General features: G+C 36.7%; 21 protein-coding genes. 10 read left to right on the top strand and 11 right to left on the bottom strand.

Annotation, left to right across the window (positions count from 1 at the left end; translation table 11 throughout):
• Positions 1-487: 487 nt before the first annotated feature.
• The 7 genes from KQI49_RS17725 to KQI49_RS17695 all read right to left on the bottom strand — a co-directional run bounded on the left by KQI49_RS17725 (position 488) and on the right by KQI49_RS17695 (position 6,472).
• Entirely contained in the window at positions 488-2,380 is a 1,893-nt protein-coding gene (locus KQI49_RS17725; protein WP_216490917.1) for an ABC-F family ATP-binding cassette domain-containing protein, read from the bottom strand.
• A 13-nt stretch (positions 2,381-2,393) separates the two neighbouring features.
• Complete coding sequence (locus KQI49_RS17720; RefSeq protein ID WP_216490916.1) at positions 2,394-2,594, bottom strand: hypothetical protein; 201 nt, start codon at positions 2,592-2,594, stop codon at positions 2,394-2,396.
• 140 nt (positions 2,595-2,734) lie between these two features.
• Positions 2,735-3,814, bottom strand: coding sequence for a sensor histidine kinase (locus KQI49_RS17715; protein ID WP_253286920.1), 1,080 nt, complete (start codon positions 3,812-3,814; stop codon positions 2,735-2,737).
• On the bottom strand, positions 3,801-4,481 hold the full coding sequence (locus KQI49_RS17710; RefSeq protein WP_216490915.1) for a response regulator transcription factor: 681 nt from the start codon (positions 4,479-4,481) through the stop codon (positions 3,801-3,803). Before KQI49_RS17710 ends, KQI49_RS17715 begins: the two co-directional genes overlap by 14 nt.
• A gap of 31 nt (positions 4,482-4,512) precedes the next feature.
• Positions 4,513-5,058 (bottom strand): TlpA family protein disulfide reductase, encoded by a 546-nt coding sequence (locus KQI49_RS17705; protein WP_371817602.1) that lies wholly within the window; start codon positions 5,056-5,058, stop codon positions 4,513-4,515.
• A 7-nt stretch (positions 5,059-5,065) separates the two neighbouring features.
• Positions 5,066-5,824 carry a cytochrome c biogenesis CcdA family protein gene (locus tag KQI49_RS17700; protein ID WP_216490913.1) on the bottom strand — a complete coding sequence of 253 codons (759 nt, stop codon included), beginning with the start codon at positions 5,822-5,824 and terminating at the stop codon, positions 5,066-5,068.
• A complete protein-coding gene (locus KQI49_RS17695) occupies positions 5,825-6,472 on the bottom strand; it encodes a hypothetical protein (RefSeq protein ID WP_216490912.1) in 648 nt (215 codons plus the stop codon).
• Between the two features lie 225 nt (positions 6,473-6,697).
• On the opposite strand from KQI49_RS17695, the gene KQI49_RS17690 reads away from it, so the two are divergent.
• Positions 6,698-7,687 (top strand): DmpA family aminopeptidase, encoded by a 990-nt coding sequence (locus KQI49_RS17690; protein WP_216490911.1) that lies wholly within the window; start codon positions 6,698-6,700, stop codon positions 7,685-7,687.
• A gap of 16 nt (positions 7,688-7,703) precedes the next feature.
• On the top strand, positions 7,704-8,393 hold the full coding sequence (locus KQI49_RS17685; RefSeq protein ID WP_216490910.1) for a copper homeostasis protein CutC: 690 nt from the start codon (positions 7,704-7,706) through the stop codon (positions 8,391-8,393).
• 984 nt (positions 8,394-9,377) lie between these two features.
• Here KQI49_RS17685 and nagE read toward each other — a convergent pair.
• From nagE to KQI49_RS17670, 3 genes are all read right to left on the bottom strand, one after another.
• Positions 9,378-10,829 (bottom strand): N-acetylglucosamine-specific PTS transporter subunit IIBC, encoded by a 1,452-nt coding sequence (gene nagE / locus KQI49_RS17680; protein WP_216490909.1) that lies wholly within the window; start codon positions 10,827-10,829, stop codon positions 9,378-9,380.
• An 82-nt stretch (positions 10,830-10,911) separates the two neighbouring features.
• Positions 10,912-11,730 (bottom strand): PRD domain-containing protein, encoded by an 819-nt coding sequence (locus KQI49_RS17675; protein WP_216490908.1) that lies wholly within the window; start codon positions 11,728-11,730, stop codon positions 10,912-10,914.
• Positions 11,731-11,761: 31 nt separating this feature from the next.
• Positions 11,762-12,262 (bottom strand): PTS sugar transporter subunit IIA, encoded by a 501-nt coding sequence (locus KQI49_RS17670; RefSeq protein WP_216490907.1) that lies wholly within the window; start codon positions 12,260-12,262, stop codon positions 11,762-11,764.
• A gap of 495 nt (positions 12,263-12,757) precedes the next feature.
• On the opposite strand from KQI49_RS17670, the gene rfbA reads away from it, so the two are divergent.
• From rfbA to KQI49_RS17635, 7 genes are read left to right on the top strand one after another with little or no spacing between them, the layout of a single operon-like run.
• Positions 12,758-13,690: a glucose-1-phosphate thymidylyltransferase RfbA gene (rfbA, locus tag KQI49_RS17665; RefSeq protein ID WP_216490906.1), complete on the top strand. Its 933-nt coding sequence runs from the start codon at positions 12,758-12,760 to the stop codon at positions 13,688-13,690.
• Positions 13,683-14,717, top strand: coding sequence for a dTDP-glucose 4,6-dehydratase (rfbB, locus tag KQI49_RS17660; protein WP_216490905.1), 1,035 nt, complete (start codon positions 13,683-13,685; stop codon positions 14,715-14,717). Before rfbA ends, rfbB begins: the two co-directional genes overlap by 8 nt.
• Positions 14,696-15,649, top strand: coding sequence for a glycosyltransferase family 2 protein (locus KQI49_RS17655; RefSeq protein WP_216490904.1), 954 nt, complete (start codon positions 14,696-14,698; stop codon positions 15,647-15,649). The genes rfbB and KQI49_RS17655 overlap by 22 nt, the downstream gene beginning before the upstream one ends.
• Positions 15,650-15,653: 4 nt before the next feature.
• Positions 15,654-16,340 carry a GNAT family N-acetyltransferase gene (locus KQI49_RS17650; protein ID WP_216490903.1) on the top strand — a complete coding sequence of 229 codons (687 nt, stop codon included), beginning with the start codon at positions 15,654-15,656 and terminating at the stop codon, positions 16,338-16,340.
• A 2-nt stretch (positions 16,341-16,342) separates the two neighbouring features.
• Positions 16,343-16,708: an EamA family transporter gene (locus tag KQI49_RS17645; protein WP_216490902.1), complete on the top strand. Its 366-nt coding sequence runs from the start codon at positions 16,343-16,345 to the stop codon at positions 16,706-16,708.
• Between the two features lies 1 nt (position 16,709).
• Entirely contained in the window at positions 16,710-17,849 is a 1,140-nt protein-coding gene (gene rffA / locus KQI49_RS17640; protein ID WP_371817601.1) for a dTDP-4-amino-4,6-dideoxygalactose transaminase, read from the top strand.
• On the top strand, positions 17,812-19,503 hold the full coding sequence (locus KQI49_RS17635; RefSeq protein WP_216490901.1) for a DUF6044 family protein: 1,692 nt from the start codon (positions 17,812-17,814) through the stop codon (positions 19,501-19,503). Before rffA ends, KQI49_RS17635 begins: the two co-directional genes overlap by 38 nt.
• Before the next feature lie 207 nt (positions 19,504-19,710).
• On the opposite strand, the gene KQI49_RS17630 is transcribed toward KQI49_RS17635, so the two are convergent.
• Positions 19,711-20,802, bottom strand: coding sequence for a serine hydrolase domain-containing protein (locus KQI49_RS17630; protein ID WP_216490900.1), 1,092 nt, complete (start codon positions 20,800-20,802; stop codon positions 19,711-19,713).
• A gap of 242 nt (positions 20,803-21,044) precedes the next feature.
• On the opposite strand from KQI49_RS17630, the gene KQI49_RS17625 reads away from it, so the two are divergent.
• Complete coding sequence (locus KQI49_RS17625) at positions 21,045-22,076, top strand: superoxide dismutase (protein WP_216490899.1); 1,032 nt, start codon at positions 21,045-21,047, stop codon at positions 22,074-22,076.
• Positions 22,077-22,215 lie beyond the last annotated feature (139 nt).

The following is a 22,215-nucleotide window of genomic DNA, read 5'->3' as shown; positions in this document are numbered from 1 at the left end:
ACATATCTTCCCACAGTTTAAAAAATTAAATACATGGGGTTTATTTGATATGCCAAATTTTTTCAATCAATAAATCCTTATTGAATTTATAAGGTTTAGACTTGACTAATCGTAGGAAAAGAGGCTGGGACATAAGTATCTTAATTAATGTAAAAGCGAACATATTAACGGATATTTCTTTTAATATACACTTTTTAAATCAGCGTAGGAAAAATACGTAGACCCCTTGAAAAAATCGCGTTGTATTGCTGTCGAAGTATTACTTGTCCAGTGAGAGGTGAGGTCAGACGCGCCCCCACAGCGCGTCATGAATGATGGAAGGCTAAATTCGCGACGTCCTGTGGGGGGCGCCTTCATGACCAACATCCTGTTGGCCCGAGGCTCATCAGCCGCCCACGGAAAACGAAATGTTTTCCGTAGTAATCGTGTGGAGTGATGAACCATTCATTCTTACAGCTATAAATCTATTTTTAGCCTATATTTAAGATTATTTATTCGCTTCTATTTCTTCTACAAGTAACGAGAGCTCTTCCCATCGTTCCATTTTTTCCTCAAGCTTCTGTTCAAGTTGTTGTTGTTCTTTATATAAATCTTGAACTTGTTCTATATCACTGCCCGCATCGACAATTTTAGAACTTACCGCTTCAATTTCCTCTTCCATTACCATGATGTCATCCTCGATAGTATTCCATTCTTTTTGATCATTATAGGATAGTTTTTTTCTCGGTTGTTTACGAACCTTTTCTGAAGATTTCTTAGGCTTTTGGTGTTTGACTTGCTGCGTAGGTTGTTTATCCTCATAGGCAAGGTAATCACTATAATTCCCATAAAATAAATCAATTTTACCTTTACCTTTAAAGATGAATAACCGATCAACAACCCTATCCAAAAAGTACCGATCATGCGACACAGTAATAACAACACCTGGAAAACTATTTAAATAATCTTCAAGTACACCCAATGTCTGAGTGTCTAAGTCATTTGTTGGTTCGTCTAAAAACAAGACATTCGGCTCCGTCATCAATACTTTTAATAAGTAAAGTCTTCTTTTTTCACCGCCGGATAAGCGATGGATATATGTCCACTGCTGCGGCCGGGAAAATAAAAAGCGTTCTAACATTTGTTCCGCTGTGATCACTTCTCCGTCTTTCGTATGAATAACTTCAGCAGTTTCTTTGATATATTCTATGATTCGCAAATCGCCGTCTAATTCTTCGTCATCTTGTGTGTAATAACCAATTTTGACTGTCTCTCCAACCTCAACGTCTCCTTGATCTGGACATAGTCGTTTCGCCATTATATTTAATAACGTTGTTTTTCCAGAACCATTCGGCCCAATAATTCCAAATCGATCACCCGGCGTAAATAGATGATTGAAGCCATCGATTACCAATTTATTTTCAAAAGCTTTCGAGATAGCCCTCAACTCGATGACTTTTTTTCCAAGACGGGCGCTTCCTGCCTGAAAATCAATATTTTTCGTCTCAGTGTGGAAAGTTTTTTCTTTCATCTCACCAATGCGTTCAATTCTTGCTTTTTGCTTTGTAGATCGCGCTCGAGCTCCGCGTTGTAACCAGGCTAATTCATTTCTTAAAGTATTATGATGTTTTTGTTCACTTTTTTCTTCCAATGCTTCTCGTTCTGCCTTCTTTTCAAGAAACACTTCATAATTTCCTTCATAATGAAAGAGTTTTCCTTTATCTAATTCCAAGATTCGATTCGTAACCCTATTTAAAAAATAACGATCATGAGTGACAAGCAAAAGAGAACCTTTATATGATGCCAAATATGTTTCAAGCCATTCAACTGTAGAATTATCCAGATGGTTGGTTGGCTCATCCAATATAAGTAAATCTGCAGGTTGAATCAGCGCTTTAGCAATGGCAACACGCTTCTTTTGACCACCTGAAAGCTCTTTTACTTTTCGATTAAAGTCAGTAATTCCTAGTTTCGATAAAATTGTTTTGGCGCTAGTATTTGAATCCCAAGCCCCATATTCATCCATTTTTTGCTGCATGGTCATGAGCCGACTTTGAAGCTTTTCATTAGAAGCATCCTCTTGCATGTTTACTAAAGCTTGTTCATACTCTCTCATCGCTCGCATAATATCTGAATCACCATAATAAATTTGCTCAAGCACGGTCAAGTTAGGCATTAAATCTGGATCCTGTTTCAAATATTTAATTTTATAATCCTTAGCATGATTAATCGTTCCTGCTTCAGCTGATTCTATGCCTGCGATAATTTTCAAAAACGTTGATTTCCCCGTTCCATTTACACCAATGAGCCCTATGCGTTCTTGGCTTGCAATGGTACATGATATATTTTCAAATAAAACTTTATCTCCATAAGATTTATTTAAATGCTCAATCGTTAGCATTAGTCATCCATCCTTATTGCTGCTGATCATTTTTATCAGGGCCAAAATTTTCTTTCTTAATAAACTGCTTTATAAATAATACAATTAAAAAAAGCAGCCATGATGTAACTCCGTAAAAAATATATTGACCAACAGTATCCATATCTTTAAAAAAGAAAATCATGCCGGTCCATATGATTCCTATCGCTAGGATTTGATAACCTAAAAATTTCAATAATCTTCCTCCTCAACGAACAAAATAATAGTCTACACTATAGTTTATCGTAGGTTTGAATATTTTTCTATGTTTTAGGAAACACAAAATAATTAGCACGTACAAAAGACGTTTCTAAGTCTCTACAATAAAAAACCATCTTAACTAGAAGATGGCAGTGTGAACCAGAATGTATTTTTATATTCGCCAGGAATCAGTCCGATGTCGCCTCCATGCTTTTCTACAATTTCTTTGGCTATCGATAGTCCTAATCCTGAGCCGCCTGTTTGGTCATTTCGCGATTCATCAATTCGATAAAATCTTTTAAAAATCTTTTCTGCTTCGTCTTGGTGAATTGCTGCTCCAGGTCCACAGACACTTACTTTATAAGAATCAACAAGTTGTAATCCTGTTAGTTGAATGGCTGAGTCTCCTTCGTAATATCGTATGGCGTTGTCAATTAAATTACTTAATACTTGTTGAAAACCCTCAACATTTATAATGAGTTCTTGTTCATCTACTTGTGAATCTAATGATATTTGCTGTTTATCCAGTGTAAGTTCAAACATATCCACGCATTGATCAATCTGTTCTTTAATATTCACCCTAGATTTATTCGAATAAGCCTGAGTTGAAATGTGATTCCATTCTTTCAATTTATCAATATCATCTATTAAATGAGTCAACCGATTAACTTCATTGTATAACGATTGATAAATTTTTTCATCTCCTTTAATTGCACCACTCTTAAGGGCATATAAATATCCATTTAAATTGGATAACGGGGTACGAAATTCATGAGAAACATCTGAAACGAGTTTTGTTCGCTCTTCCTCATTCTTTTGCAATTGTATAATTAACCCATTATATTGTTCCACAAGCTGTCCAACCTCGTCATCACTATAAAATTGAATGCGTTCGGGAAAAGTTCCTTCTTTCAGTTGTTTAGTTGAAATTATAAGTTCTCTTATAGGTTTAAGTAATTTTTTTATTAAATAAAAATGTAATAAGCTACCCACTACAAGGCCAATAACACCAAATATTATGACATATTGAAGAAAAGTGGAATTAAACTGTTGCTGACGTAATGTTCCAAAATTTCCAAAGCCCCCAGCTAAAAAACAAGCAGTGTGATATACTGCCCAGCCACTTAATCCTACTGTCACAGTGATAACTAAAATATTTATTAAAGATATCCTCCAAAGTAATCCTTTTGGTAACAAATCCTTAAGATGTGACAAATTTATACCCCATTCCGCGTACTGTTTGAATGCGCTTAGGAGAAGCAGTTGTTTCTTCTATCTTCTCCCTGATTTTTTTAATATGCGCATCAATGGTTCTATCGAGAACGGTTTTTTCGGCATTTGGATAAAGCTCATCCACTAGCTGTTCTCTAGAAAAAACGATGTTCGGTTGCTGCATGAACAAATAAAGTAATTTAAATTCATGACTCGTTAAGAAGACATCTTCACCATAAAGTAATACTTGCCCTTTGCGTGGCATTATACTGAGACCTTCACAGACAATCTTTTGGCAGTACTGCCCCGTTCTTCTAAGTACGGCTTCCACATTAGCGATTAATTCATCAGGATTAAAGGGTTTCGTCATATAATGATCCGCCCCCATCTGTAAGCCTGAGATCCGATCATCAATATGTGTTTTTGCCGATAACATGATAATGGAAACTTCAGAGTCCTGTTCCTTGACCCATTCACAATAATCCTCACCACTCATCTTAGGAAGCATTAGGTCAAGGATTATTAAACAAGGGTAATGGGCTAAGAAAGTTTCTTTCGCTTCTTCGCCATCAGCAGCTTCCACCACCTGATAATCATTTTTTTCTAAATATAAACGAATCAGATTGCGTATCATTTGATCATCTTCAACAACTAGAATTGTTTGTTTCATATTGACACCTCTATAAGCTTAAGAATATGTCTTAATTCATATTCTCAAATTCACGAATCATTAAATCATAATTCATCGCACCCATGGCTTTATACTGAATGATCCCATCAGAATCAATCATATAAGATGTTGGTATAGGCTGAATTTCATATTTAGTCGCTACTTCTGAAGCTTCATCCATTAATACCGGAAATTCCATACCGAAGTTTTTAACAAATTTCGGTATATTATCGTAACTGTTCTCAGTATCTGTTAAATTAACTGCCAAAATATTGATATCTTCATTTTCATGGAATTTCTGTAAATCAGGAATTTCAGCACGGCATGGAGGACACCATGTTGCCCAAAAGTTTACCATTACTCGTTCTCCTCTTAAATTAGATAGCTTGACTGAATCACCTTCAAGGGTTTCAAGTTCAAAATCTGGAGCCTGATCACCAACTTCAAGTCCAACTTCAACACCACTTTCTTCTACTTCTTCTTTCGCACTGTCACCGCTAATAACAAAATCATAAACAGCCCAACCGACCGCAGCTACTATAATGATAATTAAAATACTTTTCTTCAAAAATATCACCGCCTATTTATCCTAATTTTTCTAACCAAGTTCCTTCAACTAGTTTTAATAAGAATTCGGAAATTCGTGGCATTTGACCTGTAAATAAAACAAGTCCCATGAGAATCATAATAGCGCCACCGATTTTCATAATAATTCCACTATGTCTGACAATCCATCTTGTCGATCCAAGGAAGAATGTCAAAATAAGAAACGGCAATGCAAATCCAATCACATACATAAATGTATAGACAACACCTTGGCCTGGATTACTTGCCGCTAGTAACAGTATAGAACCAAATATAGGCCCTATACACGGTGTCCAACCCGCAGCAAATCCTAGTCCTACAAAAAATGTACCTAAGTAACCAACTGGCTTTTTACTTGATTGAAGTCTTTTTTCTTTCATTAAAGCGGGAATATTAATCCATCCTGCAACAAATAAACCCATCACTATAATAAAGATCCCAGCGATCCGTTGGATAAGTAACCCTGAATTTCCGACCAATAAATTTTGAATCCATTGACCAAGAAATGAGGCTCCAACTCCTAACCCAATAAATATTAGTGACACACCTAGTAAAAAGAAAACCGAGTGAGTTAGTAATTTACTCCTAATTTTAACATCATGTTTCCCCTGGAGCTCTTTTACACTGATACCGGTAATATACGATAAATAAGCTGGAAAAATAGGCAATACACAAGGAGATAAAAAAGATAATGCCCCAGCTCCCATCGCAAGCAATATCCCCGCTAACAATACTGTATCTGTTTCTATAATACCCAATCAAGACACCTGCTTTCGATAAATGTAATAACCTAAACAAACAAACGTAACAAATAACACTAAACTAAACCATATATGAATGGTATATCCGAAGATCGTAATATAGGGGAGAATAATTGACAATCCACAAAGGCCAGCAGCCCATATAGCTAATAATAAAGAGGGTAGAATATCTGCCCTTAGCCTCTCTTGAAATAAAATAAATACAATCAATAAAGCCATTAATAAGATTAGATAACTCAATCTAAATGTGCTCTCCTTTTGAATCAAATGAATAAATTCATACGTGAAAGAAGACGCAAGTAATACTGGCGCAAAGGCTTGTAACCACCCGTTAACATCAAAATTCTTTTTCCAAATATTATAAAGAACATTCACTGCGAGTAGGCATACCGCAATATAAAGTGCACCCGAATTGCTCGGATATGCTAAAACAGCCAAAGGGTCGCTCATAAACGCTTGTATATTAATAAGTATTTTACCGACCCATATGTAAATGACCAAATTAATTGTATAAGATAAGATTTGTTCAAGCTGTTCTTTTTTAATGGACGTAGATAAAGGACTGACCAAATAATAAAAAATCATTCCGACAATAAAACTGATAATGACAATTCCAATCGACATAATCATCCAAGCTGATGGCATATGATTCCTCCATAATTTTCTTTCCAACTTTAATAATATAAAACGTTTATGAAAATTTCATGAAAGAAGACTTAATTTCATGACTTTTTCACTTTTTTGAGTATTTTTCAGTTAATTCACTCGAAAAAGTAACAATAAATGACTATCCAAGTTCAATTTAGAATTCCCAGCAAAAGCCTGTTATACTTGAAGTAATATTGTGATAAAGGAAAGTGGGTGAATGACATGGAAAAAGGAAAATATAACGCACTTACGGATGTTCCAGGTGTGCGTGTCGGTCACACCACTCTATATGAATCCCTTCCAAACGATGATATGATTTGTACAGGTGTTACAGCTATCCTGCCACATCCAGAAAATTTATTCACGAAAAAAGTGCGTGCTGCTACTCATGTTATTAATGGATTTGGAAAATCATGCGGGCTTGTGCAAGTTAATGAATTGGGTGTCATTGAATCACCCATCATGCTAACCAATACATTTGGTATCGGTGCCGTTCTTGATGGTACGTTAAAGTATATGCTTGATCATAATCAAGACATTGGCGATTCCACGAGTTCGCTGAATATCGTAGTTGGTGAATGTAATGATAGTTATCTTAATTCGATGCGCATCCAATCAGTTAAACCACATCATGCTGTAAAAGCCATCGAAAGTGCGAAAAACGGGCCTCTTGAACAAGGTGCAGTCGGAGCTGGCAAAGGAATGGTCTGTTTTAGTTATAAAGGTGGGATTGGTTCCGCTTCAAGAGTTGTTTCAGATGAAGAGCACGCTTATACAGTCGCCTGTCTAATCCTCAGTAATTTCGGTAAACGAGAGGAATCCAGATTCTTTGAAGGTAACAGTGCCGATTTAGAAACACCAGACGGGTCAATTATGATGATTATTGCTACTGATGCCCCACTGTACGATCGTCAATTAAAACGCATGGCCAAACGGTGTACGGCTGGCCTTGGTCGAACCGGAAGCTATATGGCTAACGGCAGTGGTGATATAGCCATTGCTTTTTCGACAGCCAATCCATTAACACATGAAAGTGATACTACAATTAATTCTTTAAACTTTGTCCGAGATGACTCAGTTTTAATGAATCAGATTTTTAAAGCAACCGCTAATGTAACGGAAGAAGCTATCTACAATTCACTTAAGTATTCAAAAACAACCCGAGGAAGAAATAATAGAACAATTCTCAAAGCTCCCTTAACAGAAAAATAAAAACGAGGTGTTTAACATGAAAATTGAAGTTATAACATTAAATAAAGAAGATACATTACAAGCGGAAAAACTTGGCGCAGACCGTGTTGAGCTTGTTAGTGCAATGCTCGAAGGTGGGTTAACACCGAGCTACGGCACAATCAAGAATGTCTTAAACAGCGTGAACATTCCGGTCCAAATCATGATTCGGCCTCATAGTTATGGATTCGTGTACGATCAAAAAGACTGGAAAACGATGAAAGAAGATATCTCTGCAATTAAAGAATTGGGTGGTAATAGAATTGTTTTCGGAGCAATCACTGAACAAGGTGAAGTAGATGAAAAATTGCTAAATAAAGTGATTGAGCATGCGCCTGACTTTGATATTACGTTTCATCGTGCATTTGACCATGTGTCCTCACAAGTCGAAGCTTACAAAGTGTTAAATCAATATAAAAAGAACGTAAAACGCATTTTGACCTCAGGTGGGAAAGATAAAGCAGAAAACGCAACTTCAGAACTTCATGAACTCGTTAAACTATCTAAAAAGTTAAATGGTCCGTCAATATTAGTAGGTAGCGGCGTATCTCCTGATAATTTAGCCCATTTACACAAAGAAATCGGAGCAAGTGAATATCATATTGGTTCAGGAGTAAGAATTGACCGAGATATGAGTAAAGCTTTATCCAGTGAGGAAATAGCAAAAGTCTTAAGTGTTTTTGAATAATAATTAACTCAACTTTCGCACCAATAAAAGACAGAAAACCGTTTTAACCTTAGAATACTTCAAATAATCTACTTGACAATCTTGTAGTACAACTTTTTAAAGAATTAAGATTTAAACGCTCAATCGAAGATAATTATAGTTTTATTACACAAAAGATATAAACTGCGACATGGTGACACATTAATAATGCATCTCTTTTTATTCTGACAAATTGAGTGCGTACACCTCGCTTCGGCAGAATACTTCGCTTTCCATGGGCACGGCTTCAGCCTCCTCACGGAAAACCCACCGCTGCGGGGTCTTCAGACTCGCGCTATTCCCATAGGACAAGGAAATCTTCGAAGCATTACATCGCACGAAGAAAATTGTTTTGTATTTTCGAGGAGTCTTCGTATTCTGCCTACGCTATTATAGACTCTACGATTCACAATTAAGTATTTTTGGGAAGATTGATTATTACAGACACCTTCATACTATGAGAGAAAGCTGTTATAAGCGAAGGAAAAAACGCGGAGACTCCTGGGGCTGCAGCAAGCTTCGCCCCACCGAAAACCTTTGTGGGAGCTGAGGCCTAGATGAGACCCCGCAGAGCGTAGCTCGAGGAGGCTCATCAGCCGCCCACGGAAAGCGTAGCGTTTTTTCCGCAGCGTTCATCTTATCGCTTACTTTAACAATGCGGGAAGAAGTCTTTGTTCAAACTATATCGCAGTTTATATCAAATGAATGTTAAAAAACAAAAACATTAACGAGAACAACCTTATGACTCGATGTGTCTGGGTCCTCAGAATCGTTTAATCAAAAGTCAACTTGAACACTTGATTTATCCTGACTTATTTTACTGAGGGCTTTCTGTTAATTTTAACCTGTGAAGATTGAATGATTAACTAAACGATTCTTCTTTATTAAAAAGAGTCAGACAGTCCATCATAAGATGATCTATCTGACTCTTTATGTTTTATGTGGCTTTATTACGATTTAGTCTTTCTATTTCCGTAATTTTTCTATTTCATCGGCAACAAACTGAACGCTTGTTCCAACGATAACTTGGATGTTATGCGTACCTACAACATTTGTACCTGGTACGCCTGTTGACTTGATTTTACCTTCATCAACTTTATCCATATCTTTTACTTCAACTCTTAAACGAGTTGTACAGTAATCTACAGACGTAACGTTTTCGTCGCCACCAAGTCCTTCATAAATTGTATTAGCCATAACTGCTGTTTTATCACCTTCAGAAGGAACAGTTGTACCTTCAACTTCCTCTGTATTTTCAATTTCATCTCCTTCTTCTCGACCTGGGGTTTTAAAATTGAATTTAACAATCAAGAAGCGGAATAGGAAGTAATAAATTACTGCAAAGACAAGACCTTGAACAACAAGCATAATTGGCTGATTAGCTAGTGGGTTTGTGAAACTTAATGTGTAATCCACAAAACCTGCACTAAATCCGAATCCAGACGTCCATTGGAACGTTGCTGCAACGAATAAAGATAGACCTGTTAAAAGAGCATGCACTACATATAAAGCAGGTGCTAAGAACATAAATGAGAATTCTAGAGGTTCAGTTACACCAGTAAAGAATGCAGCAATCGCAGCGGCTAACATTAAAGAAGCAGCTGTCTTCTTACGAGATGTTTTAGCAGTATGATACATAGCAAGTGCTGCCGCTGGTAGACCAAACATCATAATTGGGAAGAACCCGGCTTGGTACATTCCAGTAATTCCTTTTTCACCTTCACCAGATAAGAATTTACCAATATCATCAATTCCTGCAACATCAAACCAGAATACTGAGTTAAGGGCATGGTGCAATCCTGTTGGAATTAAAAGTCGGTTGAAAAAGCCGTACAATCCAGCACCAACTGCTCCTAAACTACTAATTGATTCACCAAATGCAACTAGTCCAGAATAAACGACAGGCCATACAAAGTAAAGCACAGCTGCTAACACAACCATCGCTGCGGCAGACATAATTGGAGCGAGTCGTTTACCACTGAAGAACGCCAATGCGTCCGGCAATTTAACGCCACTAAAGCGATTGTACATAGAAGCTGAAATAACACCAGTAATAATACCAATAAAGACGTTATCATTTTGTTCGAAGGCAGCATTGACTGCATCAACATCGATCCCTTGCAGGCTTGCGACTGAATCTGTGGAAATCAAATTTGTTACTACTAAGAAGCCCACCAACCCACTGAGCGCTGCAGCACCATGTTTATCCTTCGATAATCCTATCGCAATACCAACCGCAAATAGTAAACCTAAATTATCTAGTATGGATGTTCCAGCGGTTAGTAGAAATGAGCCGACGATATTATCATCTGAAAATCCTAAAATCCAGTTACCGATACCAGCTAATATAGCTGCTGCTGGTAAAACTGCAACCGGTAACATTAATGACCGGCCTAGACTTTGTAACCATTTCATCATTTTATTTTCCCCCTACTTCTTTTTAATATGTTTCCTATTGACTCTGCTGAAAATTAGTTAAGTAAGTACATTAATTAAAGTGCTATTGTTTCCTAAGTCTCTCAATATGGAGTGTGATATAGCCTAATTCTTCTTCGGGTAGTTCTATACCATGCTTGTCAGACAAATTATAAGCAACTTGCTGAGCACATTGATAGGCTTTACTAAATTTATGTTTAATCATGGTGAACATCTCGTCATCCATCGTATGTGCTTCATGATTTTTACTACGAGTTAAAGCAAAACGTAAATGAGTTATTAAACGCTCATATGCAATATCGTCTTCTTCAATGTTGATATTTAAAAATGTTTTAATCGTATCCATCATGTCTCTGACAATCGCTGTCTGTCTGACCGTTTCGTGCAAATCACCTCCTTGAATTTTCATTGTATGAATATGAAGAGCTACAAAAGCAGCTTCATCAATAGGCATATTTAAATTAAGTTTCTCATTTACATGATTTACTGCCCAAAGACCAATTTCAAATTCCTTTTTATACAAAACTTTTATTTCTTGAAGCAGTTTGTTTTTTAAATGGATCCCTTCCTTTTCTCTTTCAATGGCAAAAGAAAGGTGATCCGTTAAACCAATGCGTATATGTTCATTGAGTTTTGTGTTTAAATAACTTTCGGCATAATCAATAACTTCTTCAGCAAGCATAAAATGCTCTTCAGGAATTCTAAGGAGAAGTTGCTGTAGTTTTTCATTTTCCTTTAAGATAAAAAGCTTTTCCACTTTATCTTGTTGAACGATATCTTTTTTGTCTTTATTAAAACCAACACCAGACCCGATTGCTATTTTTTCCTGATTGTCATCCATTACGATAACTGCATTGTTATTTAATACCTTTGTTATTTTCATTTCATTCATCCTTGCCCGAGTCTATGGTTAATTACTTTGCAGAAGCAGTTATAAGGACTGTTTCACCAGCAACCGCATCATTTTCCTCTGTCATAACGAAGTCTTTATCGCTATCACCACTGTTTGTAATCACAATAGGAGTGACGCTATCACTTGCATGTTCTTTAATATAATCAAGATTGAATTTCATTAATTGATTGCCAACTGAGACTTTATCACCAGCTGCAACGTTCACAGTAAATCCTTCTCCTTTTAATGCAACCGTTTCAAGCCCAACGTGAATAAGTATTTCTGTCCCGTCTGTGGCTTCAATACCGACAGCATGTTTTGATTCAGGGACTTGAACAATTTTACCCTCAACAGGGGAAACGACTTTTCCTTCACTTGGCATAATGGCTATTCCTTCCCCCATCATTTTTTGATTAAAGACAGGATCAGGCACATCTTCGAGCTTGACTACCTTCCCATTTAATGGTGCATATATTTCTAACTTTTCTTTTTCTGATGATTTTTTAAATAAATTTTTTAACATAATTCATTCTCCTTCTCAACTAAATCATTCATCGTCATAATTACATGCTTATTCATTATTATGATGATGCTCACACAATATATACTGAACGTTTTCCCTGTTATGTTGTTGTTAAACGTTAACAAAAAAGGCATGGCGGCACGTAGAGACAGATGTAGCCTCTAAGAAGTACCACCATGCCTAATCGAATTAGTAACATGTGATCAATATCATATTTATATTTTTATAGTACCATTTCACTAGATAAATATCAATAACTTTTATTTGCTCTCTTAAAAAACCAACTTCACACCTATCTCAATTATGTTAAAATTGCTTACTAATAGAAATTATTATAATAACTCATACTAAAAGCATTAACAAAATCGTTGGTAAAGTTGTAACTAAATTGTAATCTAAATGAAAGACTATCTTTTAACAAACAGGTTATATGGTAAAGGAGGGAGTTTCTCTCTTAACTAAATTCAACTATTAGGTTATAGGAGGTTTTTCAAAATGAAAGGAATTATTTTAGCCGGTGGTAGCGGGACAAGGCTATCTCCAAGTACCGATAGTATGAACAAGCATTTGCTCGCAGTTTATGATAAACCAATGATTTATTATCCATTATCTGTTTTAATGCTTGGTGGAATTGAAGACATTATGATTATTACGACTGAAGAAGATAAATCAAGGTTTGAAGAATTGCTTGGAGATGGGTCGTCTCTTGGTATTTCAATAGCATATGAAGAACAAGTTGAACCAAATGGAATTGCTGAAGCATTAATTATTGCTGAGGATTTTATTGGTAAAGACGATGTGACTCTCATTCTAGGAGATAATATTTTTTATGGGCAAGGATTTACAGACCTATTCCGACAAGCTATTAAAAATCATGAATATGCTACTGTGTTCGGATACCGTGTTAAAGACCCAGAACGTTTTGGCGTGGTTGAGTTTGACAACCAACAAAAAGTGATTTCGATTGAAGAAAAACCTGATTCCCCAAAATCAGATTTTGCCGTAACTGGGTTATATATATACGACCATCAAGCTGTTAATATGGCTAAAACATTGAACTTTTCTGGTCGTGGTGAACTGGAAATCACTGATATCAATAAAAAGTATTTAGAACAAGATCAACTCAAAGTTCAGTTGTTGGGACGCGGATTTGCATGGATTGATGCTGGGACTCACGATGCTCTTTTCGAGGCCTCTGAATTTGTAAAGAATATTCAAGATAGACAGGGATTCAAGTTAGCTTGCTTAGAAGAAATAGCTTACTATTTAGGCCATATCAGTCGAGATGAACTATATAAGCGCGGACAGTCCATGCATAAGAATGATTATGGACAATATATGATGGAAATCGCCAACCGAAAACATACAAATCAATATTGGGACACACTTGATCATCATCCGGCATTGGGGTTGGTACAAAATGAGTAAGCAGAGACCGACACTTTTAATAACAGGTGGTGCTGGCTTTATTGGTGCCAATTTTGTCGTTCATATGGTCAACACATATCCTGATTATCATATTCTCAATTTAGATAAGTTAACATATGCCGGGACATTAGAAAATGTAAAAGAAGTGGAAAACAGGCCTAATTATTCATTTGTTGAAGGTGATATTGCGGATAGCATCCTTGTTAAGTCCCTTTTCAATGAACATAATATTACAGGAGTGGTTCATTTTGCAGCCGAATCTCATGTTGATCGATCCATTGAAGATGGAACTTCTTTTGTTACAACCAATGTTTTAGGTACGTACACACTTTTAGAAGCCGCTAAAGAAGCGTGGGGAAAAGCTGATCTATTAAGCGAAAATAGATTCCATCATATCTCGACAGATGAAGTTTACGGCTCGCTAGGAAATGATGGGATGTTTTCAGAGGAAACACCTTACGACCCTCGCAATCCCTATAGCGCAACGAAAGCTGGAGCTAATATGCTTGTGAAAAGTTTTGGTTTCACATATGGAATGAATATTGTTATCTCAAGTTGTTCTAATAACTACGGACCTAAACAACATCAAGAAAAATTAATCCCGACAATTATTTCTAATGCGTTAGCGGAGAAACCAATTCCAATCTATGGCGACGGGGAAAATATACGTGATTGGATCTATGTTGAAGATCACTGTAACGCATTAGATACTATTTTTCATAAAGGTAAAGTAATGGAAAGTTATAACGTTGGTGGACGAACAGAAAAAACGAATATCGATGTAGCGATGAAAATTTGTGACATACTGGATAGGATGAAAGATGATTTAGACATATCAAGCAACATCGGCAGTTTTAAAGATTTAATTACATTTACTAAAGACCGACTCGGACACGACAGGCGGTATGCTGTGGATGATACAAAGATTCGTGAACAATTAGGCTGGGCACCTGAGATATCTTTTGATGAAGGCTTGAAAAAAACAGTAGATTGGTATGTTGACCAATGGACAAAAGTAGCGCCCTGATTTCTATAGTCGTACCTGTTTATGGATGTGAAGCATGTCTTGCTGAGTTATGCAGCCGGCTAAAGACAACCCTAACATCTATAACAACCGAGTTTGAAATTATCCTAGTTAATGATGCAAGCCCAGATTCAGCTTGGCGAACAATTGTTCAACTAAGTGCAAATAACGAGCATATTAAAGGCATCAATCTATCGCGGAATTTCGGTCAACATAACGCTATTACTGCCGGCCTTGATTTTGCTTACGGTGACTGGGTCGTTGTCATGGATTGTGACCTGCAAGACCGCCCAGAAGAAATTCCAAAGCTTTATGAAAAGGCAATTGAAGGTTATGATGTTGTATTTGGTAATCGGGTGTTACGCCAAGATAAATGGCTTAAACGCAAATCATCCCAGTTTTTTTATAAAGTATATGACTATTTAGCAGAAAGATCTGCTGATTATACAGTCGCTAATTTTAGTATCAGTTCACAAAAGGTCGTAACAGGATTTAGACAAATGCGTGAACAAAACCGCCTTTTTCCTTTATTTATCCAATGGATGGGCTTCAAAACGGCTTACGTCCCGATCCAGCATGATGAGCGAACAGTAGGAAAATCATCTTACAACATTAAAAAATTAATTTCGCTTGGAACCGATGTACTTATTTCCCAGTCTAATAAGCCATTACGCTTTTCAATTCAGTTTGGTTTTTTAATATCCTTTGTTTCTTTAGTATACGGAATCTATTTATTTGTGCGCTACTTTTTCTTAGACGTTCCAGTACAAGGCTGGACTAGTGTTATGGTTTCTATTTACTTCATTGCTGGATTAATTTTCTTCAACTTTGGTATTATCGGCCTTTATATTGGAAAAATTTTCAATGAAGTAAAAGCGAGACCTTTGTATCTTATCCAGGAAAAAACGGAAAACATAAATCAAGATAGGAGTTGATAGGATGGCAGATTATTTAAGACCAACACCATGGGACAAGCGAACTTTTAATATTGAAACATATGAACTAACGTCTGCACATGAAGATGCGCTTATAGCCTCGGATGAACTTAAAGGCCATTTCACTTTAAAGGTCGATCCTTTGGAAAATCCTGAGGAAATTATTAAACATGGATTTTATTATATGGATTCATTGATAGAACCCGTCTGTCAAAAGCAAGATTTAAGGGTCACTCGTCACGACAAGGTTGAGCTTTCCCTTGACTATAACACAGAAGAAATCTTATCAATTGCCGAAGAAGCATTTATTCATGGAAGATTTCACCGTGACTTTAATGTACCAAATTCCCTAGCAGATAAGCGCTATATGCGTTGGGTCGGTGACTTGATGGAAGAAAAGAATTTATTTTCTCTTCTCTATGACGGCGAACTGGCTGGCTTTTACGGATTCAGTGGTGATAAGGTTTTACTACTAGGTATCAAAAAGGATTTTCAAGGTCAAGGTCTTGCCAAGCCATTCACAAGCATGGGGTGTGACAAGCAATTTTCAAATGGTTATGCAACATTACATACATCCATTTCGGCTGCTAACGTAGCTTCTTTGAATCTTTTTACTTCCTTAGGATTTAAATTGAGGAAAACCCTAGACGTGTACCATAAATTAACTGGCCCGCCACCCAAAGAGGTGTAATTATGGGCTATTTCTATATCTTTGGCACAATTATATTTACTGTTTACGGCCAACTGATGATGAAGTGGAGAATAGATAAATACGGTAGTCTACCTGTAGATTTACATGATAAGTTATTATTTATTTTTCGTTTATTACTTGATCCATTGATTTTATCGGGGTTTCTATCAGCTTTTGTTGCATCTTTATTTTGGATGGCAGCGATGACCAAGTTCGATATTAGTTTTGCCTATCCGTTTATGAGTTTTTCTTTCGGACTCGTTTTTTTACTATCTATTTTCTTATTTGGTGAACCTGTGACAATCCAAAAAGTGATTGGATTAGGTTTAATTGTCGCAGGCATCATTGTAACAAGTCAAAGTGTGTGAGGTGTATAAATTGATTCCATTTAATAAACCTTGTGTCATTGGTGACGAAGTGGACACAATAAACCAAGCTTTAGCAGAAAGTAAATTATCCGGTAATGGTGCTTACGGAAAAAAATGTATCAACTGGTTGGAAAGCGAATTACATACCAAAAGAGCATTGCTCACTCCCTCTTGTACGGCAGCTTTAGAGATGACAGCACTATTAATGAATTTATCTGTAAATGATGAAGTGATTATGCCTTCTTATACCTTTGTTTCCACGGCTAATGCATATGTATTACGTGGGGCGACAATTCGCTTTGTTGATGTTGACCCCAAGACGATGAATATTAATCCTGAGAAAATTGCCGAAGCAGTTACTCCAAAAACAAAAGCAATTGTCGCCGTCCACTATGCAGGTGTCGCTTGCGATATGGACGCCATCATGAAAATTGCCGATGAAAATAATTTATGGGTGGTTGAAGATGCAGCCCAAGCACTACAGTGCAAGTACAAAGGTAAAGATCTCGGAACGATAGGGCATTTCGGAACAATTAGTTTTCACGATACGAAAAATTATACGAGTGGAGAAGGTGGAGCCCTACTGATCAATCATCAACCATCCATAGAGAGGGCGGAAATTATTCAAGAAAAAGGAACAAATCGCTCCCAATTTGTTAGAGGAGTGGTTGATAAGTATACTTGGCGTGATATTGGCTCTTCTTATCTTTTAAGTGAGCTGAACGCTGCATATCTCTCAGTTCAATTAAACCATGCTGATACAATTTACGACAATAGGATGGCAACGTGGACTCGATACCATGATGGACTAAAAACATTATTGTACGAAGGTAAGGTAGAGCTGCCATTTATTCCGGAAGACTGTCAACATAATGCTCATATGTACTATATCAAAACAACTGACGAACAAACTCGTCAGCAACTTATTAAATTTTTAAAAGAAAAACAAATTACTGCAGCTTCTCATTATGTACCGCTTCATTCATCATACGCAGGCAAGCAATTTGGAAAGTTTATCGGGGAAGATCGCTATACAACACGTGAAAGTGAGCGTTTAGTTCGCCTTCCTATCTACTATGATATAAAGCAAGAGGATGTTGATTATGTGGTCAGCTGTGTCAAGGAATTTTACAACAAATAGATTAATTATTCTCGCCTGCTTAGTTATCCTAGCTTACTTGTTGCCCTACTATGTTTTAGGTGAAAATACACATATTCGGGTGCATGATAATTTAGATTCGAATATTGTGTGGTATAAACTGCTCTCAGAAAGCGGTATGATTTTCAGTTTACCTGACAGTACCCTACCTCAAGTCATTAATGGTCTCCCTAGAAGTGCCCTTGCCTCTGGTCTTGACGCGGCTGTTTGGCTGTACGTACTGTTTGAACCTTTTACCGCATATACCATCAGCCAGACAATCATGAGGTTTGTTGCTTTCTTTGGTATGTTTATTTTATTAAAAAAACATGTATTACGTGATCAAGATGAGCCGCTTGTTACAGTTGGGGTCGCCCTCTGTTTCGCCATGCTTCCTTACTGGCCTTCCGGAGCTTTATCTATTGCTGGGCTCCCGCTGGCATTACATATATTTTTAACGATTAGACGATACGGAAAAAAGGCACCAAAACGCCACTGGGTCTATCTGTTTTTGATGACTTTCTTTTCAAGCTTTATTTTGACATTTATATTCTTTCTCGGCTTAATGGGTGTACTTTGGCTTTTCGATTGGTTACGGACTAAACGCTTTAATCCTCCGTTTTTTCTAGCTATCGCTGGCATGACGACTGTTTTTCTATTAAAAAACTATATGCTTTTATATTCCATGTTTATCGATAGTGGATTTGTTTCACACCGGGACGAGATGAATTTGGGACATAAAGATTTATCAGGAACCATCGAGCTTTTTTGGAAAAACTTTATCGAAAGTCATACACATGCCCTTGATTTACATGATGCTGTTATTTTTCCAACAGTGGTAGTGGCTTTTTTCGTTGCTGTTTATTTCAAAAAAAATATTAAACCGCTTGTTAGCCTGTTTATGTTAAATGTGGTATTCTCCCTAATCTATGCTTTCTGGTACTGGGAGGGCATGCGATTTTTAAAAGATAATATTTCTTTGTTTAACACATTTAACTTTGGACGAATTCATTTTTTAAGGCCGCTGCTTTGGTACATGATGTTTGCCATTGCTCTCTGGCTCTTATGGAAATCATTTCGTTTTGGAAAAATTATTGTTGTCATATTGATTGCACTTCAAAGTGTGCTTTTATTTCAGCAGACAGAGGAATTGAAATATGCGGAATTTAACACACCGACATTCAAAGAGTATTACGCTACGGAACTTTTTGACAATATCGATGACTATATTGGAAAGGACAAAGAAGATTACCGTTTTGTCAGTATCGCCATGCATCCAACCATCGCTCAATATAATGGTTTTTACACACTCGATACGTATAATAATAGCTTTCCGCTTACTTATAAGCATGAGTTTCGTAAAATAATCGCACCCGAATTAGAAAAAAATAATAAGTTAAAATCCTACTTTGATACATGGGGTGGCAGGTTGTATATGTATGTTGGAGAACTTGGTAAAAACTATGTCTTTACAAAGAACAGTAAAAAGACAATTGAAGACTTAACAATTAACACTGAACAACTTAAGGATATGGGGGGCGAATACATCTTATCTGGCCTTCCAATCGAGAATTACAAAGCAACAGGACTTTCCTTTGAAAAAAGCTTTGAACATCCGGATACAAGGTGGAAAATTTATCTTTATCGGGTGGAATAACGGATTCAGAATTTCGTTTTAGAGGCACTGCTCTTTTATCTGACCAGCCACCATCCGTTCGAACTGAAGCGAGAGGATAAAACCTCTTTATACGCTCTCTACCATCAATTAGAAATCCAGGAAAAATCTAGAATTACCACGGTATATCTTTTTAATTTTCTTGAAACACATTAAAGGGCTGCCACCTAATTTGGTACAGCCCTCTTTCTAACTAAACACTCGTTTAATTATTCGTTGCGCCAATTTGTCGAGCTGAATCATATCAGTATTACATAACAGCACTAAACCAAATTTTTCTTCAGGGATAAAAGAAACAGCGCTGCTTATTCCTGGATAACTTCCTGTTTGTTCTACCATTTTCATTCCTTGAAAGTCTCTTAGTTTCCACCCTAATCCATATCCTGTTTCTTCATCAATTTTCACTTGCTTTACCTGCATCTTTTCCAAGCTAGTTTTAGATAAAAATTGGCCTGGCGCCATGTGGGCCATTAAATATTTCGATAAATCTTCCGCCGTTGTAAAAATTGACCCTACTGGAGCACCAATGACATTACGTGGGGTCGGTGTTTGAATTGGTTCTCCTATTCCTTTCATATAGTATTTAGCTACTCTTTTCTTATCTAGCTCTTGAGGTAAATTAATATATGTTTCATTTAAACCAAGCGGTGCGAGGATATAAGTAGAAACGTAATCTTCCCAGGACATTCCACTAACTTTTTCCAAAACCGCAGCCGCAATCATATAGGCATCACTATAATAGTAAAACTGAACACCAGGTTTAGATTTTAACTTCAAATCAGCAAAATATTTCGCTATATCCTCACGCGTAGCTATTATCTTCCTCATTTGATCGATATTTGTGATTGTTTCGATCATCCCTTTATAATCCGGTAAGTTTTTAATGAATGCATAGATTTCTTTATCTAGTAAAGGGGTGATTCTATAATTCTCTTGATACCCCGAACTATGGCTTAATAGCTGGATTGTTGTAATAGTATGATTTCCACTTTTATTTTTAAAATAAGGTAGATATTTAACGACAGGTGCATCCAACTCAAACGATGAATGTTCCTCTAAATGGAGTAACGCACTTGCGGTAAAAGATTCAGTTATGGCTTGAATTGAAAATAGCGTACGATCAGTCACTAGATTATAAGGCGATTTAGCATCGGGCGTACCAAATCCTTGGGAATAAGCAATTTTACCACCAACTATTAAGCTAACAGCAAACCCCGGTATATGATGACTACTACGATAATTATTTAATAAACCTGCGATATCCTGTAGTTTCGCTTGCATTGATATTCTCCTATTTTTGTTTTAGTAACTTATAATTTAATATATATTTTAGTGAAAGATATTTAAGTAATCCAATGATATGAACAAGCCCCTCTTCTTATTTGTTCCTCCCATTTGTTCTATGGCCCTTCATTACGTTCTATAGCCCGTTCGTTACCAGCAATGCCATAGTCAAATTCTCTATTCGCAGATTCTTTTTTTATGCATATATATAGTGCAGATGACTAATTGGAGGGATTTTAATGGAACAAGAAGGAGTACATCAAGCTTTATATGATATTGAAGAATGGGTGACTTCAGTTAAAGACAAATGGATTAATGCTAAAGATCTTTTATTAAAACATATTAGAGAAGATGAAGTAAATGAATGGGAAAGAGACCTCGGAGAAATCCAAACCCGAGTTGATCTGCTTAAAAATAATCGTTCTGATCAAGATACAGAGAATCTTATTGTTGAGTTAAAAGACGTCCATGAACAATGTAAAATTCTACATGATGAGTACAGTCAGCTTTCAGAAAAGTTTAGTCGAACAGGAGACTCCGAATTAGATTTCGAAACTGAAACCACAAAACACAAAAATCACGAAATAGATGACGAACGATTAGATTTCAAAAAATCTAAGCACACCTGGTCACCTCCTAAGGACAGTGTAAAACCAGGTAAGCACAAACTGCCCCCATTGCCCTATTCCTATGATGCACTTGAGCCAACCATCAGTGAAGAAATTATGAAACTACACCATGATATACACCATAAGAGCTATGTTGATGGCTTAAATAAAGCAGAACTTAAAATGGAAAATGCCCGCAAAACCGGTAATTTCGATTTAATTCGTCACTGGGAAAGAGAAGCTGCCTTCAATGGCGCAGGTCACTACTTGCATACAATTTTTTGGGATGTGATGTCTCCTAATGGTGGCGGCAAACCTAAGGGAGATTTGCTCAATCAAATCAAATATGATTTTGGCAGTTATAATACGTTTAAAAAACATTTTACAGAAGCTGCTAAAAATGTGGAAGGTCCAGGTTGGGCCATTCTTGTCTGGTCCCCTCGTTCGCATCGTTTGGCTATTCTTCAAGCAGAAAAACATCAAAATTTAAGTCAGTGGGATGTCGTTCCACTCCTTGTTCTTGATGTGTGGGAGCATGCTTATTATTTGCAATATAAGACCGATAAAGATAAATATGTCGATAACTGGTGGGATGTTGTTAACTGGGATTATGTAGCGAAACGTTTTAAAGAAGCAGAAAAGTTACAGTGGAAGCCTTATTAATATCTAAAAACCTTGAGCATGGGAGTGTAAACTGAACTGTGTAAGTGAGAGAGCGTACGACTCTTGCTTCGCAGTTCAGTTTTTTTATTGTAAGATAAAAATATAACGATTGGGAGGTTATTCTATTGGCCAAGTCAAA

The organism is Virgibacillus sp. MSJ-26, assembly GCF_018918075.1.
In the GTDB taxonomy this organism is placed as follows: domain Bacteria; phylum Bacillota; class Bacilli; order Bacillales; family Amphibacillaceae; genus MSJ-26.
This window is presented reverse-complemented; position numbering and strand designations above follow the sequence as displayed.

Excerpts from the sequence above, each read along its gene's own strand:
- KQI49_RS17675 (WP_216490908.1), bottom strand. The coding sequence starts at position 11,730 with ATGAAAATAACAAAGGTATTAAATAACAATGCAGTTATCGTAATGGAT.
- KQI49_RS17710 (WP_216490915.1), bottom strand. The coding sequence starts at position 4,481 with ATGAAACAAACAATTCTAGTTGTTGAAGATGATCAAATGATACGCAAT.
- rfbA (WP_216490906.1), top strand. The coding sequence starts at position 12,758 with ATGAAAGGAATTATTTTAGCCGGTGGTAGCGGGACAAGGCTATCTCCA.
- nagE (WP_216490909.1), bottom strand. The coding sequence starts at position 10,829 with ATGATGAAATGGTTACAAAGTCTAGGCCGGTCATTAATGTTACCGGTT.
- KQI49_RS17625 (WP_216490899.1), top strand. The coding sequence starts at position 21,045 with ATGGAACAAGAAGGAGTACATCAAGCTTTATATGATATTGAAGAATGG.
- KQI49_RS17695 (WP_216490912.1), bottom strand. The coding sequence starts at position 6,472 with ATGCCATCAGCTTGGATGATTATGTCGATTGGAATTGTCATTATCAGT.
- KQI49_RS17635 (WP_216490901.1), top strand. The coding sequence starts at position 17,812 with ATGTGGTCAGCTGTGTCAAGGAATTTTACAACAAATAGATTAATTATT.
- KQI49_RS17670 (WP_216490907.1), bottom strand. The coding sequence starts at position 12,262 with ATGTTAAAAAATTTATTTAAAAAATCATCAGAAAAAGAAAAGTTAGAA.
- KQI49_RS17650 (WP_216490903.1), top strand. The coding sequence starts at position 15,654 with ATGGCAGATTATTTAAGACCAACACCATGGGACAAGCGAACTTTTAAT.
- rfbB (WP_216490905.1), top strand. The coding sequence starts at position 13,683 with ATGAGTAAGCAGAGACCGACACTTTTAATAACAGGTGGTGCTGGCTTT.
- KQI49_RS17725 (WP_216490917.1), bottom strand. The coding sequence starts at position 2,380 with ATGCTAACGATTGAGCATTTAAATAAATCTTATGGAGATAAAGTTTTA.
- KQI49_RS17685 (WP_216490910.1), top strand. The coding sequence starts at position 7,704 with ATGAAAATTGAAGTTATAACATTAAATAAAGAAGATACATTACAAGCG.
- KQI49_RS17690 (WP_216490911.1), top strand. The coding sequence starts at position 6,698 with ATGGAAAAAGGAAAATATAACGCACTTACGGATGTTCCAGGTGTGCGT.
- KQI49_RS17630 (WP_216490900.1), bottom strand. The coding sequence starts at position 20,802 with ATGCAAGCGAAACTACAGGATATCGCAGGTTTATTAAATAATTATCGT.
- KQI49_RS17645 (WP_216490902.1), top strand. The coding sequence starts at position 16,343 with ATGGGCTATTTCTATATCTTTGGCACAATTATATTTACTGTTTACGGC.
- KQI49_RS17655 (WP_216490904.1), top strand. The coding sequence starts at position 14,696 with ATGGACAAAAGTAGCGCCCTGATTTCTATAGTCGTACCTGTTTATGGA.